Origin of the sequence: Hymenobacter aerilatus (assembly GCF_022921095.1) — a bacterium.
Classification (GTDB): Bacteria; Bacteroidota; Bacteroidia; order Cytophagales; family Hymenobacteraceae; genus Hymenobacter; species Hymenobacter aerilatus.
Genome location: NZ_CP095053.1, coordinates 1,489,269 through 1,508,657, shown reverse-complemented (window position 1 = coordinate 1,508,657; position 19,389 = coordinate 1,489,269). Strand labels below are relative to the sequence as shown.

General features: G+C 56.7%; 15 protein-coding genes. 5 read left to right on the top strand and 10 right to left on the bottom strand.

Translation table 11 applies throughout. The annotated features are described in order from the left end of the window. The first annotated feature begins 57 nt into the window (after window positions 1-57). Entirely contained in the window at window positions 58-1,395 is a 1,338-nt protein-coding gene (gene mtaB / locus MUN82_RS06305; protein WP_245095873.1) for a tRNA (N(6)-L-threonylcarbamoyladenosine(37)-C(2))-methylthiotransferase MtaB, read from the top strand. 180 nt (window positions 1,396-1,575) lie between these two features. Then, window positions 1,576-2,625 (top strand): aldo/keto reductase, encoded by a 1,050-nt coding sequence (locus MUN82_RS06300; RefSeq protein WP_245095872.1) that lies wholly within the window; start codon window positions 1,576-1,578, stop codon window positions 2,623-2,625. Window positions 2,626-2,840: 215 nt separating this feature from the next. Here MUN82_RS06300 and MUN82_RS06295 read toward each other — a convergent pair whose 3' ends face one another. The 4 genes from MUN82_RS06295 to MUN82_RS06280 all read right to left on the bottom strand — a co-directional run bounded on the left by MUN82_RS06295 (window position 2,841) and on the right by MUN82_RS06280 (window position 7,107). After that, window positions 2,841-3,758, bottom strand: a complete 918-nt coding sequence (locus MUN82_RS06295) for a helix-turn-helix domain-containing protein (RefSeq protein ID WP_245095871.1) — start codon at window positions 3,756-3,758, stop codon at window positions 2,841-2,843. Window positions 3,759-3,848: 90 nt separating this feature from the next. After that, the gene (locus tag MUN82_RS06290; protein WP_245095869.1) at window positions 3,849-4,844 is read right to left on the bottom strand and encodes an aldo/keto reductase; all 996 of its coding nucleotides are present in this window, start codon (window positions 4,842-4,844) and stop codon (window positions 3,849-3,851) included. Window positions 4,845-5,030: 186 nt separating this feature from the next. Further along, window positions 5,031-5,588 carry a hypothetical protein gene (locus MUN82_RS06285; RefSeq protein WP_245095868.1) on the bottom strand — a complete coding sequence of 186 codons (558 nt, stop codon included), beginning with the start codon at window positions 5,586-5,588 and terminating at the stop codon, window positions 5,031-5,033. Window positions 5,589-5,868: 280 nt separating this feature from the next. Further along, window positions 5,869-7,107, bottom strand: a complete 1,239-nt coding sequence (locus MUN82_RS06280) for an ABC transporter permease (RefSeq protein ID WP_245095866.1) — start codon at window positions 7,105-7,107, stop codon at window positions 5,869-5,871. 223 nt (window positions 7,108-7,330) lie between these two features. Between MUN82_RS06280 and MUN82_RS06275 the strand changes: the two genes are divergently transcribed. Beyond that, window positions 7,331-8,608, top strand: coding sequence for an asparagine synthetase B (locus MUN82_RS06275; protein ID WP_245095865.1), 1,278 nt, complete (start codon window positions 7,331-7,333; stop codon window positions 8,606-8,608). A 166-nt stretch (window positions 8,609-8,774) separates the two neighbouring features. After that, window positions 8,775-9,872: a glycoside hydrolase family protein gene (locus MUN82_RS06270; RefSeq protein WP_245095863.1), complete on the top strand. Its 1,098-nt coding sequence runs from the start codon at window positions 8,775-8,777 to the stop codon at window positions 9,870-9,872. A gap of 75 nt (window positions 9,873-9,947) precedes the next feature. Here MUN82_RS06270 and MUN82_RS06265 read toward each other — a convergent pair whose 3' ends face one another. From MUN82_RS06265 to lpxK, 4 genes are all read right to left on the bottom strand, one after another. After that, window positions 9,948-11,849, bottom strand: a complete 1,902-nt coding sequence (locus MUN82_RS06265) for a glycoside hydrolase family 2 protein (RefSeq protein ID WP_245095861.1) — start codon at window positions 11,847-11,849, stop codon at window positions 9,948-9,950. A 222-nt stretch (window positions 11,850-12,071) separates the two neighbouring features. Then, window positions 12,072-12,668: a MiaE family protein gene (locus MUN82_RS06260; protein ID WP_245095859.1), complete on the bottom strand. Its 597-nt coding sequence runs from the start codon at window positions 12,666-12,668 to the stop codon at window positions 12,072-12,074. Window positions 12,669-12,784: 116 nt separating this feature from the next. After that, window positions 12,785-14,899 (bottom strand): putative porin, encoded by a 2,115-nt coding sequence (locus MUN82_RS06255; RefSeq protein ID WP_245095857.1) that lies wholly within the window; start codon window positions 14,897-14,899, stop codon window positions 12,785-12,787. After that, the gene (lpxK, locus tag MUN82_RS06250; RefSeq protein ID WP_245095854.1) at window positions 14,892-15,947 is read right to left on the bottom strand and encodes a tetraacyldisaccharide 4'-kinase; all 1,056 of its coding nucleotides are present in this window, start codon (window positions 15,945-15,947) and stop codon (window positions 14,892-14,894) included. Before lpxK ends, MUN82_RS06255 begins: the two co-directional genes overlap by 8 nt. Before the next feature lie 106 nt (window positions 15,948-16,053). Between lpxK and MUN82_RS06245 the strand changes: the two genes are divergently transcribed. Then, entirely contained in the window at window positions 16,054-16,734 is a 681-nt protein-coding gene (locus MUN82_RS06245) for a uracil-DNA glycosylase family protein (RefSeq protein WP_245095852.1), read from the top strand. 63 nt (window positions 16,735-16,797) lie between these two features. On the opposite strand, the gene MUN82_RS06240 is transcribed toward MUN82_RS06245, so the two are convergent. Continuing rightward, complete coding sequence (locus tag MUN82_RS06240; RefSeq protein ID WP_245095849.1) at window positions 16,798-17,484, bottom strand: DUF3823 domain-containing protein; 687 nt, start codon at window positions 17,482-17,484, stop codon at window positions 16,798-16,800. A gap of 9 nt (window positions 17,485-17,493) precedes the next feature. Then, window positions 17,494-19,377: a RagB/SusD family nutrient uptake outer membrane protein gene (locus tag MUN82_RS06235; protein WP_245095847.1), complete on the bottom strand. Its 1,884-nt coding sequence runs from the start codon at window positions 19,375-19,377 to the stop codon at window positions 17,494-17,496. Window positions 19,378-19,389 lie beyond the last annotated feature (12 nt).

Below are 19,389 nucleotides of genomic sequence, written 5' to 3'. Positions count from 1 at the left end.
CTTCCCACCTCGGGGTTATATCATTCAGCGCCTGCGTCGTATCTTTGCAGCTTGCTTATGGAAACCAGAAAAGTTGCCTTTTACACGCTGGGCTGCAAACTCAATTTCTCCGAGACGTCTGCCATTGGGCGGCAGTTTGAGGAACACGGCTTCGAGAAAGTAGCCTTTGAGGACGCCGCCGATATTTACGTTATCAATACCTGCTCGGTCACGGACCACGCCGACCGCAAGTGCCGCAAGGTGGTGAAGGAAGCTCTCAAGCACAACCCCGAGGCTTTCGTAACCATCGTGGGCTGTTACGCGCAGCTCAAGCCCCAGGAAATTGCCGAGATTCCCGGCGTGCACGCCGTGCTGGGGGCTGCCGAGAAATTCCGGCTGGTGGAAACGCTGGCGGGTTTTGAGAAGCCCGCCGCCGGGCCAGGGCGCGTGTACGCGTCGCCTATCAGCGAGGCTACCGAGTTTCACGCGGCCCACAGTTTTGGCGACCGGACGCGTACGTTCCTGAAAGTGCAGGACGGCTGCGATTACTCTTGCTCGTTTTGCACCATCCCGCTGGCGCGCGGCCACAGCCGCTCCAACTCGGTGCAAAGCGTGATAGAGCGCGTGGAAAAGCTGGCCGCTACTGGTGTGAAGGAAATCGTGCTGACGGGCGTGAACTTGGGCGATTTTGGCCTGCAAGGCCCGGAGCGCGAGCGGCGCGAAAACTTCTACGATTTGGTACGCGCCTTGGATGAGGTGGAAGGTATCAACCGCTTCCGCATCAGCTCCTGCGAGCCCAACCTGCTCTCCGACGAGATTATCCGGTTTGTAGCCCAGTCGAAGCGGTTTGCGCCACATTTTCACATTCCGTTGCAATCAGGCTCCAATAAAATTCTGGGCTTGATGCGCCGCCGCTACCGCCGCGAGCTGTACCAGGAGCGCGTGCGCCTGATCAAGGAGGTGATGCCCCACGCCTGCATCGGGGTAGACGTGATTGTAGGTTTCCCTGGCGAAACCGAAGCCGACTTCCTTGACACGTATCAGTTTTTGAATAATTTGGATGTGAGCTATTTGCACGTATTTCCGTACTCGGAGCGGGCCAATACACTGGCGCCTACCCTTCCTGGTCGGGTGCAGGACCGCACCCGTCACGAGCGCACCACGCAGCTGCGCAGCCTGTCGGAAAAGAAGAAGCGCTTCTTCTACGAGCAGCACGCCGGCCAGGAAACCGAAGTACTGTTTGAGGACGACGTGACCAACGGGCAGATGGAAGGCTTCACGCCCAACTACATCCGCGTAACGGCCAAATACGACCCGCTACTAGTAGGCGAGCTGAAGCGCCTGCGCCTTACCACCGTAACGGCCCAAAACCTGATGGAGGTAGAAGAGCTTGGGGTAGAAGTATTCCAGCATTAATTACGAAAACCACTGAAGCGCGGCAAGGCGCGGGGCAACTGGCCACTATGGCTGGCAGCCCTGCGCCTTGCCGCGTTTTGTATTGCAAAAACGACGGTTTGTGTTGCGGCAACAGTAGGCGGCCACCCCACCTTTGTAGCACGCTGGTTGTTACACGAGCGGTACTCTACCCCCTACCCTATGCACCTCACCGATTATCGTACCCTGGGCCGCTCCGGCCTACTGGTTAGTCCGCTTACGCTAGGCACCATGACGTTTGGCACGCCGCGCTGGGGTTCCGCCGATGACGTGTCGCAGGCTATTTTTGATGCCTACGTGGATGCCGGCGGCAACTCCATCGACACGGCCAATGTGTATGCCAAGGGCCGCAGCGAGGAGCTAGTAGGCAGCTACATAGCTGAGCGGGGCCTCCGCGACCAGCTGGTACTGGCTACTAAATTTGCGTTCAACACTGCACCCGGCAACCCACACGCCGGCGGCAACGGCCGCAAGCATATCTACCAGGCCCTGGAAGCCTCGCTGCGCCGCCTGCGTACCGACTACATCGACCTGTATTGGCTGCATGTGTGGGATATGGTAACGCCCGTAGAAGAGGTACTGCAAACCTTGGGCGACCTGGTGCGCGCCGGCAAAATCCGCTACTTCGGCTTTTCTGATGTACCAGCTTGGTACGCTACCAAGGCTGCCACGCTGGCCCAGGTGCACGCCCTACCCGGCCCCATTGCTATGCAGCTGGAATACTCGCTCGTAGAGCGTCACATTGAGCAGGAGCACGTTCCCGCTGCCCGCGAGTGCGGCCTGGGCATCCTACCCTGGAGCCCCTTAGCGGCGGGCTTCCTGGCTGGCAAATACCAGCGTCACGCCGCCGGTACGACCGGCGAAGGCCGGCTGAGCGGCAGCAATCCGTTTGGGGACTCCAAATTTACGGACCACAACTGGCGCGTGCTGGATGCCTTACGGGCAGTGGCCACACAAGCTGGCCGGCCGCTGGCCCAGGTGGCACTGGCCTGGGCCACAGCCCAGCCCGGCATTACGTCACTGATACTGGGCGCCAGCCGCTTGGAGCAGTTACACGATAACCTGGCTTCGCTGGACCTCACGCTTACCCCCAACCAACTCCAACAGCTCAGCGAAGCCAGCGCCCTACCCCCGGCTTTCCCCTACGGCATCTTCACGCCCGCCGTGAACAAAAGTATTTTCGGCGGCAACGCTGTACAGGGCTTGCAATAGCTTTATCTAATAGATTTCGCCATCCCCAAGAGGCCGTTTGAGTTGGCTAAAAGGTAATTGGAATAATACAGAGACGCATACTTGCGTCTCGTCGTTGAACGATTCAAGCGGTGGCCGTTCAGCGACGAGACGCAAGTATGCGTCTCTACATCGTACAGTAGTAAACTCAGACCGCCTTTTAGTCTCTCCACCATCTATACCAAATAATACCTACCCTACTGCACCGAAAAGCGAAATTCGGCTGGTGTGAGGCCCGTTTTGCTTTTGAATAACCGACTGAAATACTGTGGATACTCAAAGCCAAGTTGAAAAGCGGTTTCGTTGATGGTCAGCGAGGTAGACAGCAGCAGGCGCTTGGCTTTTTCGATCAGGGCCTGGTGGATGTGCTGCTGGGTACTTTGGCCTGTGAGGCTGCGGAGCATGTCGCTGAGGTAGGCCGGCGATACATGCAGGGCGTCGGCGAAGTGCTGCACGGTAGGGAGGGGCTGCTCGCCGTCGTCTTGGGCAAAATACGTGGTCAGTAGCTCCTCGAAGCGGCTGAGCAGGTCGTGCTCGGCGGTGCGGCGAGTAAGGAACTGCCGGTGGTAGAAGCGGTTGGCGTAGCTCAGCAGCACGTCGAGCTGCGACACCAGCACGTCCTGGCTGAAGGCATCGATGGGCTGTTCGCACTCCCGTCGCATCCCATCGAGTAGCCCGGCCAGCGCGCTTTCCTCGTGGGCCGCGAGGTGCAGGGCCTCGTGTACCTGGTAGGAGAAAAAGCCGTAGCCGGTGATTTTCTTGCCCAGCGGATATTTCGCTAGTAGATCGGGATGGAAGACCAGCATCCAGCCGCTCAGCGTCGAAATATCCAGCCCATCGTTGCCTTCGCAGAGCTGACCGGGCGCATAGAAGCCTAGCACCCCGTTGCTGAAATCGTAGTTCTGCCGGCCGTACTGCATCTGGCCGCGCAGTTCTTTTTTCAAAGCGATGATGTACAGCTGCCGCAGCGCCGGCAAGGTAGGCGGCGTGAGGTGGCGCGTTTTCTCCAGATCAATGATGGTCAGCAACGGATGCGTCGGCTCGGGAAACCCGAAATGCCGCGTGAAATCCGATACGGAGGCAAGCAACCGGAATTCTCTTGCTGAAGACTTCATGCGTTGGTTTGAAAATAGATGGTAGAAATGCAGCTGCTTCGATATTTCAGTAATGCTAAAGCAGCTGCAATGTTTTGTTAAACTTCTCGCTTATAATCCCTCTGGGTAGGCTTCACCGGCCGCACTACCCACCGGCATAATGGCTTCCAGCTCCTGTAGCTCCTGCTGCGTCAGCTCGATGCTGGCGGCGGCTACGTTTTGCTCCAGGTACTTGCGACGCTTGGTGCCGGGAATTACTACTACGTCCTGGGCCAGCACCCAGGCCAGGGCAAGCTGTGCGGCCGTCACGTCTTTTGCCTGGGCTAGGGCTTGCAACTTCTCCACCAGGTCCAGGTTTTTGTAGAAGTTTTCGCCCTGGTAGCGCGGAAAGAACCGGCGCGAATCGTTGGGCTCGAAGTCGTCGGGCGTTTTGATGTCGCCGGACAAAAAGCCCCTCCCCAGCGGCGAGTAGGCCACAAAGCCAATGCCCAGCTCACGCGCCGCCGCCAACGTGCCTTTCTCTTCCACTCCTCGGTCAAACAGCGAGTATTCCGTTTGCAGAGCCGAAATGGGGTGCACCTGATGCGCCCGGTGCAACTCGTCGGCGGATACTTCGCTTAGCCCCAGGTAGCGCACTTTGCCTTCTTCTACTAGGCGGCCCATAGCGCCTACCGTGTCTTCCAAGGGCGTATTGGGGTCGATGCGGTGCAGGTAGTACAGGTCTACGTAATCGGTGCCGAGATTGCGCAAGGAGCGCTCAATGGACTTGCGCATGTACTCGGGGCGGCCGTTGTAGCCACCGGTCCAGTTCTCCTGGTCGTCTACCTCAAAGCCAAATTTGGTGGCCACAAGGTACTTATCGCGCTGGCCAGCCAGGACTTTGCTGATCAGCCGCTCGTTGAGCATGGGACCATATAGGTCAGCGGTGTCCAGCATATTCACACCCAGCTCCAGGGCGCGATGCAGGGTTGCCAGGCTTTCCTGCTCGTCGGCCGCGCCGTACACGCTCATGCCGTTGACGCCGCCGGTCATGCCCATGCAGCCCAGTCCCTCGACGGGCACTTCCAGGCCCTGGCTGCCCAAGGCTACTCGTTTGATGTTGCTCATGATGGTGTTGTACCTACTTGTTGAACTATCTTTTTGCTCAACAAAGGTCCAGCATTGGCTAACCGTGGCGCGTATACAAACTGTGGGGAATGCTACACAAAACGCAGTAGCGCTTTGTAAATCATAAAAAAAGCACCGGTGGCTACCGGTGCTCTCTATTACTATTGGCTTCAACAAGCAGTCTACTTAGCTAAGCTGCCGTTGCATCATCTCCATCATCTGTTGCATCATGCGCTGCTGCTCCTGCAAATGCTGGTTGCGCATCTCAGCCATAGCCAGCTGATGCGCCATTTGCTGCGTGTAGAGAGCCGTTTGCCAGCTTGCATCGGAGGCAGCGGCAACAGCAGGCGTGGCAGGTACGGCCGCTGGCGGAGCGACGGCGGGTGCTGGCGCAGGGGGTAGCGTAGCCGTAGGTGGTGTAGGAGCCGGTGCTTCGGGTACAGGTTCTGGGGCCACGGGAGCCGGAGCAGGTGTCGGTGTAACTGGGGCAGGTGCCACAGGCTCTGGTTCGGGCAACTCCTCTACGGGTGTCGGCGCGGTGGCCGCGACCGGTGGAGCAGCCACAAACTGCGCCGCCTCCACAGCAGGAACCGTAGTGGCAAACATGCTACCTGTCCCCTGCATCAACCAATCTTTCGACACAGCTGGGTACACTTCAAATATCTTACACAAAAGGTCAAACCCCGGCTTATTGCGCTCGTCTACAAGATGTTGAATCACTGTAGCCGTCTTATCTAATGACATAGCAAAGGCATTTTTGGAAATACCCAATTGTGCTATCAGCTGGCTGATTCGTTGTCCTACTGTGCTACTTGTGGCCATGTACGCTACCTTCTGTGAAAGCACAAATATATACTTGTTTTTACATATCCATAATAATACCATTTGTATAATAACGTTTCAAACAGGGCTAAAATCAAAAAGGGAGTGAACAGGAATACCGCCACATGACTGCATTCCTGTTCACTCCCTTTCTTGAATCCTCTAGCTCCGTGTTAAACCGGGAGCGAAATAGCGTGAGAAATTACTCGTAGCGCAGCGACTCGATGGGGTCGAGCTTGGCGGCTTTGCTGGCTGGGTAGTAGCCTGAGGCTAGCCCGACACTCACGCAAATCAGCAGGCCCAGCGTAATCCAGAGCCAAGGCACCAGGAAGCCACCGCCTCCTACAAACAACATCACGCCGTTGCCCATGGCCACGCCCAGCAGTACGCCCAGCGCGCCGCCCAGCAGGCAAATCACAATGGCCTCCATCAAGAACTGCTGCCGGATCTGGCGGGAGGTAGCGCCCAACGCCTTACGAATACCAATTTCGCGGGTGCGCTCCGTCACAGATACCATCATGATGTTCATCAGGGCAATGCTGGCCCCGAGCAGCGTGATGAACCCTACCAGAAAGCCTCCGATGCGAATGTTGCCCGACAGCTCATCGAGCTTGGCGGCCAGTGAGTCGCTACGCTCTACCTCGAAGGAATCGGGCTGGCCGAGGGCGTCGCGGCGCACGGCGCGCATGGTACCCGTAGCTAGGCCCGTAAGGTAAGTCAGGTTGTTGGGGTCGGGCGTGGCCGTTTTGATTTCGTAGTTGAGGGCCTGCTGCCGGGGCATCTGGTTGCCGGTTATCAGCGGAATCAGCACGGTACGGTCGGCGCCGCCGCCACCCATGGTGCTGCCGCTTTTTTCCAGCTGACCTACCACCAAGAAGCGGCGGCCCATCAGATAGATGTACTGCCCTATCGGGCTTTGGCTTGGAAACAGCTTGTCTTTGATTTCCTGACCCACAATGGCCACATTGGCGCCGCTTTCCAGCTCGGCCGCCGAAAACGTGCGCCCCGCCAGCAGGTTGAAGCTCTGAATCAGCAGGTAATTATCATCGCCGGCCACCACGCGCATATTGGGGTTGGTCTTTTCGCTGCCGGCCTTCACCTCTACGGCTCCCGAGATAAAGGCCGAAATGCCTACCCTCCCCTCGTCGCCGATCTGCTGCTTGTACTGCCGAGCCTGCAAGTAGGTGATGGCCGGGTACACCTTTTCCTGCACGCCCCCACGCCGGGAGCGGTTGTTGTAACCCCTGGCGCTGATTTCGAACGAGTTGGCTCCCAGGCTGGCAAAGGTCTGACTCAGCGAGAATTTCATGGCATCAATAGCCGTCAGAATGCCCACCAGGGCCATGATGCCAATGCTCACGATAAGCGCCGTGAGAACGGTGCGCAGCAGATTGCTCTGAATGGAACGGAACGCCTCCTTTATGTTTTCTAAAAAGTGCATGGCAAAACGTGGTGCAGCTACCGGGCAACGGGCCAGGTAGTGGGTAGTGCAAGGTAGGCGCTTTCGGCGCAACTCCGGCCTCGTTTCGCTACATTTGTTTAGATAGGATACCAGCTGCCGATCGGGCCTACGGGCTTGACAACCGGCGCAGTATACGGGCTTATACCTCATTTTTCGGGCTAGGCGCGTTGTTCTTTTTTTGCGGTTTCTAGTCGTTTACTCTATGCTGATAAAGCGTTTATATTCTTTCCTGCTGCTGGCTGTTCTGTGGCTGAGTGCGCCCGCAGCAGCGTGGGCCAACCACATCCTTATTCCCATGGATGAGGCGCAGAAGGAGCACCTGAAAGCCTACGGTATGGCCTACTGGCTGCTGGGCAAGCAAGTGGAGGTAGACTGGCTGCTGAATTACCGGGGCGGCGCTTTTGCATTCGATGCAGTGGCCGGCGCCGAAAACGAGCTGGCCGTGCGAGGCGTCACGTACCAGGTGATTTCGGAGGCGCAGTACACCAGCGTGCTCAGCCAGATTGCCGACCCCAACGCCAACATGGACATCATGAAGCTGGAGAAGGTGCCCAAAATTGCGGTGTACACGCCCAAGGGCAAACAGCCCTGGGATGATGCCGTGACGCTGGTGCTGACATACGCCGAAATTCCTTACACCCAAATTTACGACGACGAAGTGCTGCGCGGCGACTTGCCCAAGTACGACTGGCTGCACATTCACCACGAAGACTTTACAGGCCAATACGGCAAGTTTTTCCGCAACTACCGCTTCCGGCCCTGGTACCAGCAGCAACAGCGCGACTCTGAGGCCGCGGCCAAGCGCAACGGCTTTGCCAAGGTAAGCGAGATGAAAGGCGCCGTGGTGACCAAAATGCAGGCCTTTATTGCCGGCGGTGGCTTTATGTTTGCCATGTGCGGGGCCACCGACACCTACGATATTGCCCTGGCCGGCCTGGGGGTAGACATGGTAGAGAATATGTACGACGGCGACGCGGCCGACCCGCAGGCGCAGAGTAAGCTCAACTTCAACCGCACGCTGGCCTTCCAGAACTTCCAGATTGTGCGCGACCCGTACGAGTACGAATTCTCTAACATCGACATGCAGCCTGCCGAACGGGGTGTGTACGAGGGCAACGACTACTTCCAGCTGTTCACCTTTTCGGCCAAGTATGACCCTGTGCCTACCATGCTCACGCAGGACCACGAGAAGGTGATAAAAGGCTTTATGGGCCAGACTACGGCCTTCCGCAAGTCGCTCATCAAGCCCGATGTAGTGGTGATGGGCGAAAATAAGGCCTCGGGCGAGGTGCGCTACATGCACGGCACGCTGGGCAAAGGCACCTGGACGTTCTACGGCGGCCACGACCCCGAGGACTACCAGCACATGGTAGAGGAAGAACCTACCGACTTAGCCCTGCACCCCAACTCGCCTGGCTACCGCCTGATTCTCAACAACGTGCTTTTCCCGGCCGCGAAGAAGAAGAAGCAGAAAACCTAAAATCTCCTTGTCCTCCTGAGCAGTGCGAAGGACCTTCTCACGCGTGAACGACTGACGTACCAACGACTCGTTCACGCGTGAGAAGGTCCTTCGCGCTGCTCAGGAGGACAGTGCTAGTATATTTGCCCTGACTTTCTTTGCCCTACCTCCAAAACCCTCAACCTCTATGACCAGCCGTCGGAACTTTGTTAAGAATAGCGTAGTCGCGGGCCTTTCTGCTTCCCTTTTGCCTGGCATGGCCGCCGCGGCCGTGCCCGCAGCCGCTCCCAAAACCCGCTGGAAGCACTGGGTCTGGACCAACCCCGACGCCAAAGACACCGAGCAGCAACTGGCCGAGCGCTACCGCAAATATTACGAAGCCGGCGTGCGAGGCATCTTCTTCGAGGCCGACAGCGAAAAGCACTGCCGCGCCGCTAAGGCTCAGAAACTGGAAGCGCACCGCTGGATCTGGACCATGAACCGCGGCGAGAAGTCGCTACTGCAAGCCCACCCCGAGTGGTACGCCGTGAGCCGCACGGGCAAGTCTTGCGCTACCCACCCGCCCTACGTGGATTACTACCGCTGGCTGTGCCCGTCACGCGAAGAGGTAAAAAAATACCTGGAGGACGATTACGCCGCCGCGCTGAAAAAGGACTACGTAGACGGCGTGCACCTCGATTACGTGCGTTTCTGCGACGTGATACTCCCCGTAAATCTGTGGGATACGTATAAGATTGTGCAGACTAGTGAGTTGCCCGAGTACGATTTTTGCTACTGCTCCGTGTGCAAAGCCGCCTACAAAGCCGAGCACGGCATCGACATTGATACGGTGCAGTACCCCGAGGCCAGCCCTTCGTGGCGCTTGTTTCGCTACCAGCGCGTGAACCGGGTGGTGGAGCGCCTGACGAAAGTAGCCCAGCAATACAAGAAGCCCATCACGGCAGCCGTGTTCCCTACCCCCGACATTGCCCACCGCAACGTGAAGCAGGATTGGGTGAACTGGAACATCAGCGGTGTGTGCCCTATGATTTACCACGGTTTCTACAAAGAAAACGTAGCCTGGATTGGGCAGGCCGTGGCCGAGGGCGTGCAGGCACTCAAGGGCAAATTTCCTCTCTACGCCGGCCTGTATTTGCCTGATTTCAAAAATGATAAAGAAGTGCAGCAAGGCATCGAAAACGCCCTGCGCAATGGCGCGGCCGGCGTGTCGCTGTTCGGCGACGTGTCGGATGGGGCGCTGCTGGCGCTGAAAACGGCATCTGCGCAGGTAACAACGGCGCAGTAAGGCTTCGTTTGCTATAGAAAAAGACCGTCATGCTTCGACTCCGCTCAGCATGACGGTCTTTTAGTGCTTCTATTTCTATTTCACCTCTTTGAATAGCGGCGCGTGAATCTTGCGTAGCGTTTTCACCGGGATTTTAATGACTTCCCGATCATACGTCAGCAGGCCGTTTACCTCGCCCTCCACATCAGTGGTTTGGGTGTAGACGGCGGCTGAGAGTGCCCGGTTCCGGTAATACTCAATGATTTTGGCGTATTTCTTCCGGTAGGCGTCTTCCACAGTTTTGGCGTCGCGGTAGGTTTGGTAGCCCCAGTTGCGCATTTCGGGGTTCCAGAGGTGCCCCTCGATGGGCCAGCCAATACCGCCGAATTCTCCTATCACCACGGCGCGGTTGGGTTTGGCTTCGGGGGCGCGGGGCTCCTCTTCGTAGGTATGAATATCGAAGAAGTCGCCGGCGCCCCGGTCGTTCCAGCCACTCACGGCATTCACTAGGCGGCTGGGGTCGAGCTTCTGCACGTGGGCGGCGAGGCGCTGGTTATCGTATTCGCCCCAACCTTCGTTGTGCACCACCCAGGTCACAATGCTGGGGTGGTTGTAGAGGCGGTCGATCATACGGTGCAGCTCCAGTTCAAACTGCTCTTTGGCCAGCGAGCGGCGCAGTGGCTCCTGCTTCACACCTTCGTGGTCGTTTTGGGAAGTATGGTCGAGGAAGCCCGAGGGCATATCCTGCCAGATCAGGATGCCCAAGCGGTCGGCTTGGTAGTAGTAGCGGTCGGGCTCTACCTTGATGTGCTTGCGCAACATATTGAAGCCGGACTGCTTCAGGAAGTCCAACTCAAAGATCATAGCCTCATCCGAAGGCGGCGTGAGCAGCCCGGCCGGCCACCAGCCTTGGTCGAGCGGGCCGTTTTGAAATACGAACTTATCATTGAGCAGCAGCACGGGCTGCCCCTGCACCGGCCCTGGTCCCAGCGCAATCTTGCGCATGGCAAAGTAGCCCGTCACTACATCCGTGGGCGTGCCTACCACGTTGGCTTTGGCGTAGGCATCGGCTAGGGCCCGGCCACCGCGGGGGCGCTTGTTGCGGGCCATATCACCGAAAGGGTCCTCCACGGTTACCAGCTCGGTTTTCACATCATACAAAAACGGCTTATCAGGCGACCATAGCTTGGGGTTCTTGATGGGTAGGTAGGCTATCTGCCCTACCTTAACCACGGTGCTAGCCACCGTTTTCTTCCCATCTATGGCCGTGATGCGGATGGCGCTCGTGTAGTTTCTTTCGCTGACCGGACGGTGCAGAAGGGCCTCCACGCGCAGGCGGCTGGAGTCAACTTCGGGCGTCAGGCGCACCTCTTCGAGGTAGCCGGCGGTGGGCACGGGTTCCATCCATACCGTTTGCCAGATACCTGATACGGGCGTGTACCAAATACCCTCAGGATTAGTTACTTGCTTACCACGGGGCTGCTCGCCGGTAGAGCTCGGATCGGTCACGCCCAGCACCAGCTCGTTGTCACCCTCGGTTTTCAGGAAGTCCGTAATGTCGAAGCTGAACGGATCGGAGCCGCCGGTGTGGCTGCCTACCAGGCCACCGTTCAACCATAGGCTGCACTCGTAGTCTACGGCCCCAAAGTGCAGCAGCACCCGCTGGCCCTGCCACTGCGTGGGCACTTGCACATAGCGCCGATACCACAGGCGCTGCTCGGGGCGCAGGGGCTTGGTCACGCCCGAAAGAGTCGATTCTACGCAGAAGGGTACCAGAATCTTACCCTCAAACGAGGTAGGCGCGGGTACCGTTTGGGTGGTGATGGCGTAGTCCCATTGCCCGTTCAGGTTTTGCCACTGCGGGCGCACTAGCTGGGGGCGCGGGTATTCGCGCCAGGCATTATCGGGGGTAATTTTCTTTTCCCACCGGCTCATAATGGGTGCCTTGCGCACCTCAGGCGGCGCGCTGGCCGGTGCCTGGGCCCAGGCACTCGGCATGGCACCAAGTAAAGAGGCGCCAAGACTGAAAAGTAAACCAATACGTTTGACGTGCATCATGCGAGTAGGGTTTTGGTGAGTATAGAGGCGTGTAAGTGGTCGTAGCACGGCATGTTACCAAAAATTCGTGATACCCCGCCCAACCTGTAGCAAAGACTACCCCCTACCCGCTAAGGCTGCTTACCTACACCTATTGCTTTCGTCACCCTACTCCCCCTACCCTTAGTGCATGCGGTCGTCGCGCACAGGTAGGTTGATTACGATGTCGCCTTCAATTTTCAACAGCTCTTGCAAGCGCGCGTCTACCTCCTTGGGGTCGCAGTATTCCTTGGCCAGGTCCACATAGCTCACAAAGTGGCCGGCTTCCGACACCATCAACTCGTAGTAGAACTGGCTCAGCTCGGGGTCTGGAATGTGTTTCCAGAGCAGCTTGAACCGCTCGCAGCTGCGCGCCTCAATCAGGGCCGATACCAGGAGTTGGTCCATGAGCTGCCGCTCGCGGGCACCGCCCTTGCGCACGTGCGTCATTAGTTGCACCACGTACTCGTCGCGGCGGGGGCGGCCCAGCTGGTGGCCGCGCTTGCGCAGCTCCTCCAGCACCCGCTCAAAATGGCTCCATTCCTCGGCTACCAGCAGCGTTAGCTCATCTACCAGCCGCGTTTTTTCCGGATACTTCACAATCAGCGAAATGCCGGTGCTGGCCGCCTTCTGCTCGCAGTAGGCGTGGTCGACGAGAATATCTTCGATGTTTTTGCTGGCAATATCCACCCACCGTGGGTCGGTATTCAGCTTGAGCTTGAGGATGGTTTTTTCTTTCATGAATTAGATGATTGAATGGCTTGATAGTTAAATGGTTGGCTCTTCAATCACTAGCTGGTTGTTTGTAGGCGTAGCCATTAGACATCCAACCATCAAGCCATTCAACCATTTGCCTCCTAATTAAAGAACTGCCAGCGGATGCCGAACTGGATGCGGCGCTGCTGAGCGGTGTAATAGGGCGTGGTGAAATAGCCGTTGCCGGCCAGGCCCTGGTTGAGGTAGGCCACCTTCACGAACACGCCCACCGTTTTCACATCGGCCGCCAGAAATACGTTGATAACCGGATAGTTGCGAATCGTGAAGCTATTCTGTAAGTAAAACTGCTGGGTGCTGGGGCTGTACTGATACGCCCGGTAGCTCGACTGGTAGTACATCTCGGCCCCAATCTGCCCGAACAGCGCCTTGCGGAAAATCTCGTTCTGGTAGTACACCCGCGACAGCGACACCAACTCCGGAATACGAATCGGGTCGTCGTCGCCCGTTCCCTGGCCGCCGAGCGTGAAGGTGCCCTGGTTGTCGAAATGCACTTTACCGTAGTTGAAGCGGTGCCGGGCCGTGAGAGTCACAAGTTGCTGGGCATTCTCAGCATTTCGGGGCCGTCCGTCGGTTCCATAATATACCAAGGAGGTTATATTAATCAGAGCCCCGGAGGCATTAAATTGGTGGCTGCCCAGCTTCTGCGAGAAATAAGCAGAAAACTGCTGCACGTTGGTATTATCTAACGTACTATCACCCTTTTTAGGGCGATACTCCCATTGGAAGTGATTACCGCTAAATAATTGCTGAGTAAGGGTAGGTGAATACCTTACTAAAAGAAGCTCCCCTGTTAGCGGTCCTAACTTTGCCTGTCCGCGAAATTTATACTCATCATTTAGAATCAGGTATTCGCCTTCTGCCTGAATTGCAAATTGTTTGTAGTTGAATGCCGCATTACCCCCCACAAATACCTGGCCTGCAATTGATTTACCTTCACCTCGGTACACGTCCAAAGGCGTCAGCTTACGCGCATCGGCTGGTGTAGTAGTGCTAAGCAACGGCAACTGCGGCGAGCGGCCAGCCGAGTCGGTACCAGTTACGGTAGAAAACAGGCTTTCCAGGCGCAGGCTGATGTCGCGGCGGCGGGCGTACACGCGGTATTCTACCAACGAACCTTTCCAGGTGGTAGTCCCCAGAAAGCCCAACGTGTTTTCTACCTGATGGTAGGAGGCAATATCGTTGGTTTTGGTGAGGTTGAGGAAGGTATTGGGGTAGCCGGGATATTCAGGCCGGCCTCCTACGCGTACAATACCGTTGTCGTAAAAGCGGTTGCGCTGGGAACTGTAATCCAGCACGTGAAAAGCCGTGAGGCCCTGTCCCAGCAGCCGGTAGGTGTGCGCCAAATGCACATTGTTGCGCTCCTCCTCGTTGGCGGCAGTGGCGCCCCCGGCAGACGTCTGCAACCACGTGGATTGCGTGCTGGGCTGGATGAACAATAATCCATTCCCAACCAAGGAGTCGGCCGCTACCGGGTCACTATCGCGCCGGATACCACCCTGCTCGATGGCGCGGTGCCGGGAGGTGGTGACATTGAACAGGCCGTGGTACCGATCGTTGGGCGATTGGTAGCGCATGAACACCAACACGTTGGTGTGGCGCACCAGGTCTTGCCGGCCAGTCGGGTCGCCTACCGTACGGGTAGAGGTAAACCGCTCGTACACCGCCCCCACGTTGAAATACTTTTTTACGCTACGTGAATAAGACAGCCGGAACGTCGACTCGCCGGTACTGCCCGAGTTGAACTGAAAATACGAGTAAGGCGAGCGAGTATCGTAGTAGGGAATAGTGGCCGGATTGATGGCGTACTTATCAAACACGTTGCGGCCCAGGCGGTTGCCCAACTGCGTATTGGTCTGCCACAACAGCGGCCGGGTGGCAGTGCCCAGGTTGCCCAGGTCCTGCTGAAACGTGCTGTCGTGTAGCCAATAGCGCTGCTGGGGTAGGCGCGTGAGAGTGGTATCAATCATGACCGGCGTGATGGTATCGCGCAGCACATCGGCCTCTCGGATGATGAACGTGGTTTTGGGCCCGTAGAGCACCTTCGTGGAGTCGTCCACAATCTGGGCGTGGGTAACCAGGGGTAGCAACCACACCAGCACAAGCAGCGGCACCAGCCAGCTTCTCCGGTTCAGCGGCAACGAAAACCACCGGCGCAGTAGCCGGCTTGCAAGCAGAAAACGAAACAAATCAGACAACAGCGTGGGGCTGAAAATAAGGTGTCAGCAGTGCCAGCAGGCGACTTTCACCGTCGGCCAGAAACTGCACATCAATCGGAATATAAAATAAAGGCCAGTTGGCTACTATCGCCTGTAAGACAGGTACCTGCAGGCGGGCAGCATCTTTCTGCGTGGTGAAAACGCTGACGCCCGGCCGTAATTGCGCAGCCACCTGTCCAAGCTCGGTTTCGCTGAACAAATGGTGGTCGGCAAAGGCTGCGTGGTGCACCACGTGGTACCCTGCGGCTTGCAGATACGCCCGCAACGGCGCCGGATTTGCAATTCCCGTCAGCAACACTACCTCCTGGCTTGCAGTTATTTGCAAAGCATTCACAGCCACAGGTGCACCGTATTGGTAGGTAGAGAAAAACACTGATACTTGGGGGAGAGCGTAGCGCCGCACACGCCGCGTAATCTCCTGCTGCTGAGCAGCAGTTAGGTGTGGGTCGCACTTGGTGACAATCACGGCGTCAGCCCGTTGGGCACCCGCCCGGCTTTCGCGCAGGAGCCCAGCCGGCAGTACGTAGTCTTCGTAGAATGGGCGCTGCTGCTCGGTCAGCAACAGATTGAGGGTAGGGCGTACGCGGCGGTGCTGATAAGCATCGTCGAGAACCACGGCGGTAGGCGGCTGCGACAGAGCCAGTAGTTGCCGGATGCCGGCGCACCGGTCTTCGCTCACGGCCACGGGCACTTGCCCGGCAAACTCTTGGAAATACTGCCGGGGCTCGTCGCCGATGATCTGGGCAGTATCGGAGGGGGTGGCGAGGCGGTAGCCGTGGGTCTGGCGACCGTAGCCCCGGCTCAAAATAGCCGGGTGCTGACCGTGCTGGAGCAACTGGCGCGTGAGCCAGAGCACGTGGGGCGTTTTGCCGGTGCCCCCTACCCGCAGGTTGCCCACGTTGAGTACGGGCACCGAAAATTGCTCGCTGCCCTTCATATTCCCATCGTACAGCCAATTGCGCACACGCATCACACCGGCATACAGCCAGGCGAAGGGTAGCAGCAGGATGGTCAACAGCGTGGGCATGAGCGGCGAGAGAAGACCCGGCCCGCAAAAGTAGCGGGAAAACCGCAGGAAACCCGGCCCTTGTCAACCATTGCGCCGTAGGAAGACGCAGCCCTACTCCTACCCTATGCCGACCTTCGCCGACCGCCTCCTGCACTTTCTCACGACGTTTCCCCTACCCTCTGCTCCCCTACCCGAGGACGTAGCGGCTGTAAGCCCCTATCAGCAGCCCGAGCCACTACGGCTGCTCACGCAGTTTGCCGCGCGCTACTATGCTACCAACCGCCCGCGAGTAGCGCTCCTGGGTATCAATCCTGGCCGGCTGGGAAACGGCCGAACCGGCGTGGCTTTCACCGACCCTACTGCCCTCGCGGCCTGGGGCATCGAAAACGGCTTGCCGCGTCGCCGCGAACCAAGCAGCGAGTTTGTGCAGTCCGTCATTACAGCCATGGGTGGCCCACAAGTATTCTATGAGCATTTTTTCCTTGGCTCGCTCTACCCCTTGGTGCTGCTGAAAAACGAACTGAACTATAATTTCTATGACTCGCCAGCTGTGACGCGCGTCCTATGGCCCGACATTCAGCAATCCGTGCAGCAGATGACGACGGAAGTAGGGCTGGCCCGCCACGCCGCCGTGTGTCTGGGCCGCCGCAACGGGCAGTATTTCCAGCGCCTGAATGAGGAACTGCAATTGTTCGACACGCTGCACATCCTCGACCACCCGCGTTACCTGATGCAGTACAAGCGTCGGGCGCTGGCTGAGAATGTGGCCAGGTATGTGGAGGTGCTGGGCCAAGCTGTCGTTTAAGATAGACTACAAAAAAAGGCGGTCAATTAGACCGCCTTTTTCCATGATATAAATCAAAGTGTGTTACTCCAGCTTTTGAACTGGCGTAAACATGAATTCTCCAGCTCCAGCAGCTCGCACCCCAAGACGGGCATATACGACTCCTTTATTCGAGGCTGGTACGGAAACTGAAAAGCTTAGATCCTGATTTAAATTAGCCAAAGCAGCACCACTTTTCGAATTCTGGGCAGTATTGTTGACGTTATCTACAAACTGAGTCCGACTAATGAATAGCGTAACCTGATCGATATTTCTCGCAGAAACCTCTTGTTTTACCCGGCATGTGGCCGTTACAGTGTTTCCGCTTCTTTGGATAGATGCATTTTGAATTGTAAAGTACGGCTGTACAGGCACATCTAATACTGTATTACCACGCACCTGCACCTCAATAGTATCTGTGTTATCTACCCAAGGTCCATTGCCACGGGTACGTACCAGTTGGTAGTCACCATCAAAGAGCGTGGCGGTGAAAGTACCATCCTGATTAACGAAGATTGGAAACTTTTCGAAGAACTGATATCCTGGTTGCCACAACTCCAGCATAGTCGATCTGTTCCCTAAATCTTGTGAGGCATTGGACCGAACGCCCACCACTTGATCCTGATACACAATCCGGCCACTCAGCGTAGAGCTTGGTGGGTCAACGTTGTCTTTGGCGCAGCTTACCAGCAAAACAGTGCCTGCTACTAGGCTATACAATAGTGCTTTCATGAGTAGGCCTTATTGGAAGGGGTTACGAACGAGTTTAGGATTATTGTTGAGTACGCCTTGGTCAATGGCCGAATAGTAATTACCCAAGCGGAAGTTGCGCGGTGCACGGAAACGCGGTGCCTGCAACTTCAAAAACACATACTTGCCATCACGGGAGTCACCAGGCCGCACAATGCGGTAGGGATATAGCGCATATAGCACAGCATTAGGGTTGGCGCTGTTACCGTTCCACAAAACGTGAGCCCGACGCCAGCGCCTTAAGTCCCACACCCGATGATCCTCGAACGCCAGCTCCACCCGACGCTCGTTTTCCAATCGTAGGCGAGTAAGCGAGGTCAGGCTATTGGCAGGAAAGCCAGCTCGCTGCCGAACCCGGTTCACGTACGTCAGTGCCTCGGCCTGATTCCCTAATTCCAAAGCCGCCTCCGAAGCGTTCAATAACACTTCGCCCAGACGAAAACGCACCCACCACGTGTCACTCAGCACGCCACGCGTACTGGCTTTTGGTGTCGAGTCAATGTATTTACGCAGATAGAATCCTGTGTTAGAAACTTCTACCTCCGAACGCTGCGGCCCCGAGCTACCCGTTAGCAATTTGTTGTCGCCATTGGGATAGGTAGGCGGTCCATAGGTGCTTGCTAGACCGCCTTCTATGGTATTATAGGAACTACCGTTCCAAGCCATTACACCCGCCTGAATCTGCACTTCACGCCCGGCAAACGTAGTACCCGGATAGATAACCGTGCCGTAGAGCCGTGCGTCTTTATTGGCGAAGGGTGCGCTCAGATTATCATAGTAAATGAAATCGGAGTTATCTGCCGTACGAGTTTTTATTTCGCCCGATGTTCCATCCAGATATTCATATGCCTCTACCAGATTCAGTGCAGGAGTTATAATGGAAGAAGATAAGTTGTCTTCCCGAATACCGCGAGGAATGTTATCATACGTGAACCCATGACGCCGGTCTCTGGTTACCAAAAAGTCTTTAGCTAAAATTACCTCTGGGTTAGATGTTTTGCGGGTAATGGCATCGTAGAAGTTTTCCCCCAGATTTGGATTTGTAGTGTAGAGTTGGTAGGGGCCAGCCATTACTTCCTTAGCAGCGTCCAGAGCTTTCTGGTAGTACTCACGCGCCCGGCTGGCCGGAATGCCTACTTCGCCACCGGGTGTCTGAATATTCAGCCCTGACTCCGCGTTGTATTTGGCAATAGAGCCTGCGTAGAGCATGGCTCGGCATTTAAGAGCCATTGCCGCGTAGCGGTTAGCGCGGGTGTTACTAAAAGCGCTTGTGGAACTGCTGCCATCGTTGCCAATATCGTTTTTGATAGCATCCAGCTCGCTGGCCACGAAATCGTATACAGCAGCCTCTGTATCGCGAGGTTTTTGCAGCGGTGAGGGGTCGCCACTGAAGTCGTAAATCAGTTGCTGCGTAACCAGTGGAACACCGCCTTCGCGTTTCACCATCTCAAAGTACATATAAGCTCGTAAAAAGCGAAACTCTGCTTTGAATTGTTTTTTTTGCGCCTCTGGTAGCGTAGTGCTGTACTTATCAATGTTCTCTAGCGCTAGGTTGATATCGCGAATCAAGCCGTAATCCCAGTTGAACCACCGGCCGTAGCCATAATCAACTAGGTTATTAGACCCATCGCCACCGCCCGACCACGTAGCCTCGTCGTACGCCGCAAATTGCTCCCAGCCAGCATCTATCTGGGAGTGAGCCGGCAGGCGGTCATAGTTGTTAGCTAGCAGACTAGTAATCAGCGTGGCATCATTCCAGACTTGCTCATCCAGCACAATACCAGGTGGGTCTCGCTCCAGAAAGTCCTTTTCACAGGCAGAAAGGCTTAGAAGTAGTCCGGCACTGAGTGCAAGTGTTTTATAGGTAAGTTGCATGATGAAATAGGA

What these genes read in the sequence shown, in the direction of transcription:
- MUN82_RS06270 (WP_245095863.1), top strand. Translation starts at nt 8,775, where the DNA reads ATGACCAGCCGTCGGAACTTTGTTAAGAATAGCGTAGTCGCGGGCCTT.
- mtaB (WP_245095873.1), top strand. Translation starts at nt 58, where the DNA reads ATGGAAACCAGAAAAGTTGCCTTTTACACGCTGGGCTGCAAACTCAAT.
- MUN82_RS06260 (WP_245095859.1), bottom strand. Translation starts at nt 12,668, where the DNA reads ATGAAAGAAAAAACCATCCTCAAGCTCAAGCTGAATACCGACCCACGG.
- MUN82_RS06235 (WP_245095847.1), bottom strand. Translation starts at nt 19,377, where the DNA reads ATGCAACTTACCTATAAAACACTTGCACTCAGTGCCGGACTACTTCTA.
- MUN82_RS06295 (WP_245095871.1), bottom strand. Translation starts at nt 3,758, where the DNA reads ATGAAGTCTTCAGCAAGAGAATTCCGGTTGCTTGCCTCCGTATCGGAT.
- MUN82_RS06245 (WP_245095852.1), top strand. Translation starts at nt 16,054, where the DNA reads ATGCCGACCTTCGCCGACCGCCTCCTGCACTTTCTCACGACGTTTCCC.
- MUN82_RS06290 (WP_245095869.1), bottom strand. Translation starts at nt 4,844, where the DNA reads ATGAGCAACATCAAACGAGTAGCCTTGGGCAGCCAGGGCCTGGAAGTG.
- MUN82_RS06285 (WP_245095868.1), bottom strand. Translation starts at nt 5,588, where the DNA reads ATGTCATTAGATAAGACGGCTACAGTGATTCAACATCTTGTAGACGAG.
- lpxK (WP_245095854.1), bottom strand. Translation starts at nt 15,947, where the DNA reads ATGCCCACGCTGTTGACCATCCTGCTGCTACCCTTCGCCTGGCTGTAT.
- MUN82_RS06300 (WP_245095872.1), top strand. Translation starts at nt 1,576, where the DNA reads ATGCACCTCACCGATTATCGTACCCTGGGCCGCTCCGGCCTACTGGTT.
- MUN82_RS06280 (WP_245095866.1), bottom strand. Translation starts at nt 7,107, where the DNA reads ATGCACTTTTTAGAAAACATAAAGGAGGCGTTCCGTTCCATTCAGAGC.
- MUN82_RS06240 (WP_245095849.1), bottom strand. Translation starts at nt 17,484, where the DNA reads ATGAAAGCACTATTGTATAGCCTAGTAGCAGGCACTGTTTTGCTGGTA.
- MUN82_RS06275 (WP_245095865.1), top strand. Translation starts at nt 7,331, where the DNA reads ATGCTGATAAAGCGTTTATATTCTTTCCTGCTGCTGGCTGTTCTGTGG.
- MUN82_RS06265 (WP_245095861.1), bottom strand. Translation starts at nt 11,849, where the DNA reads ATGCCGAGTGCCTGGGCCCAGGCACCGGCCAGCGCGCCGCCTGAGGTG.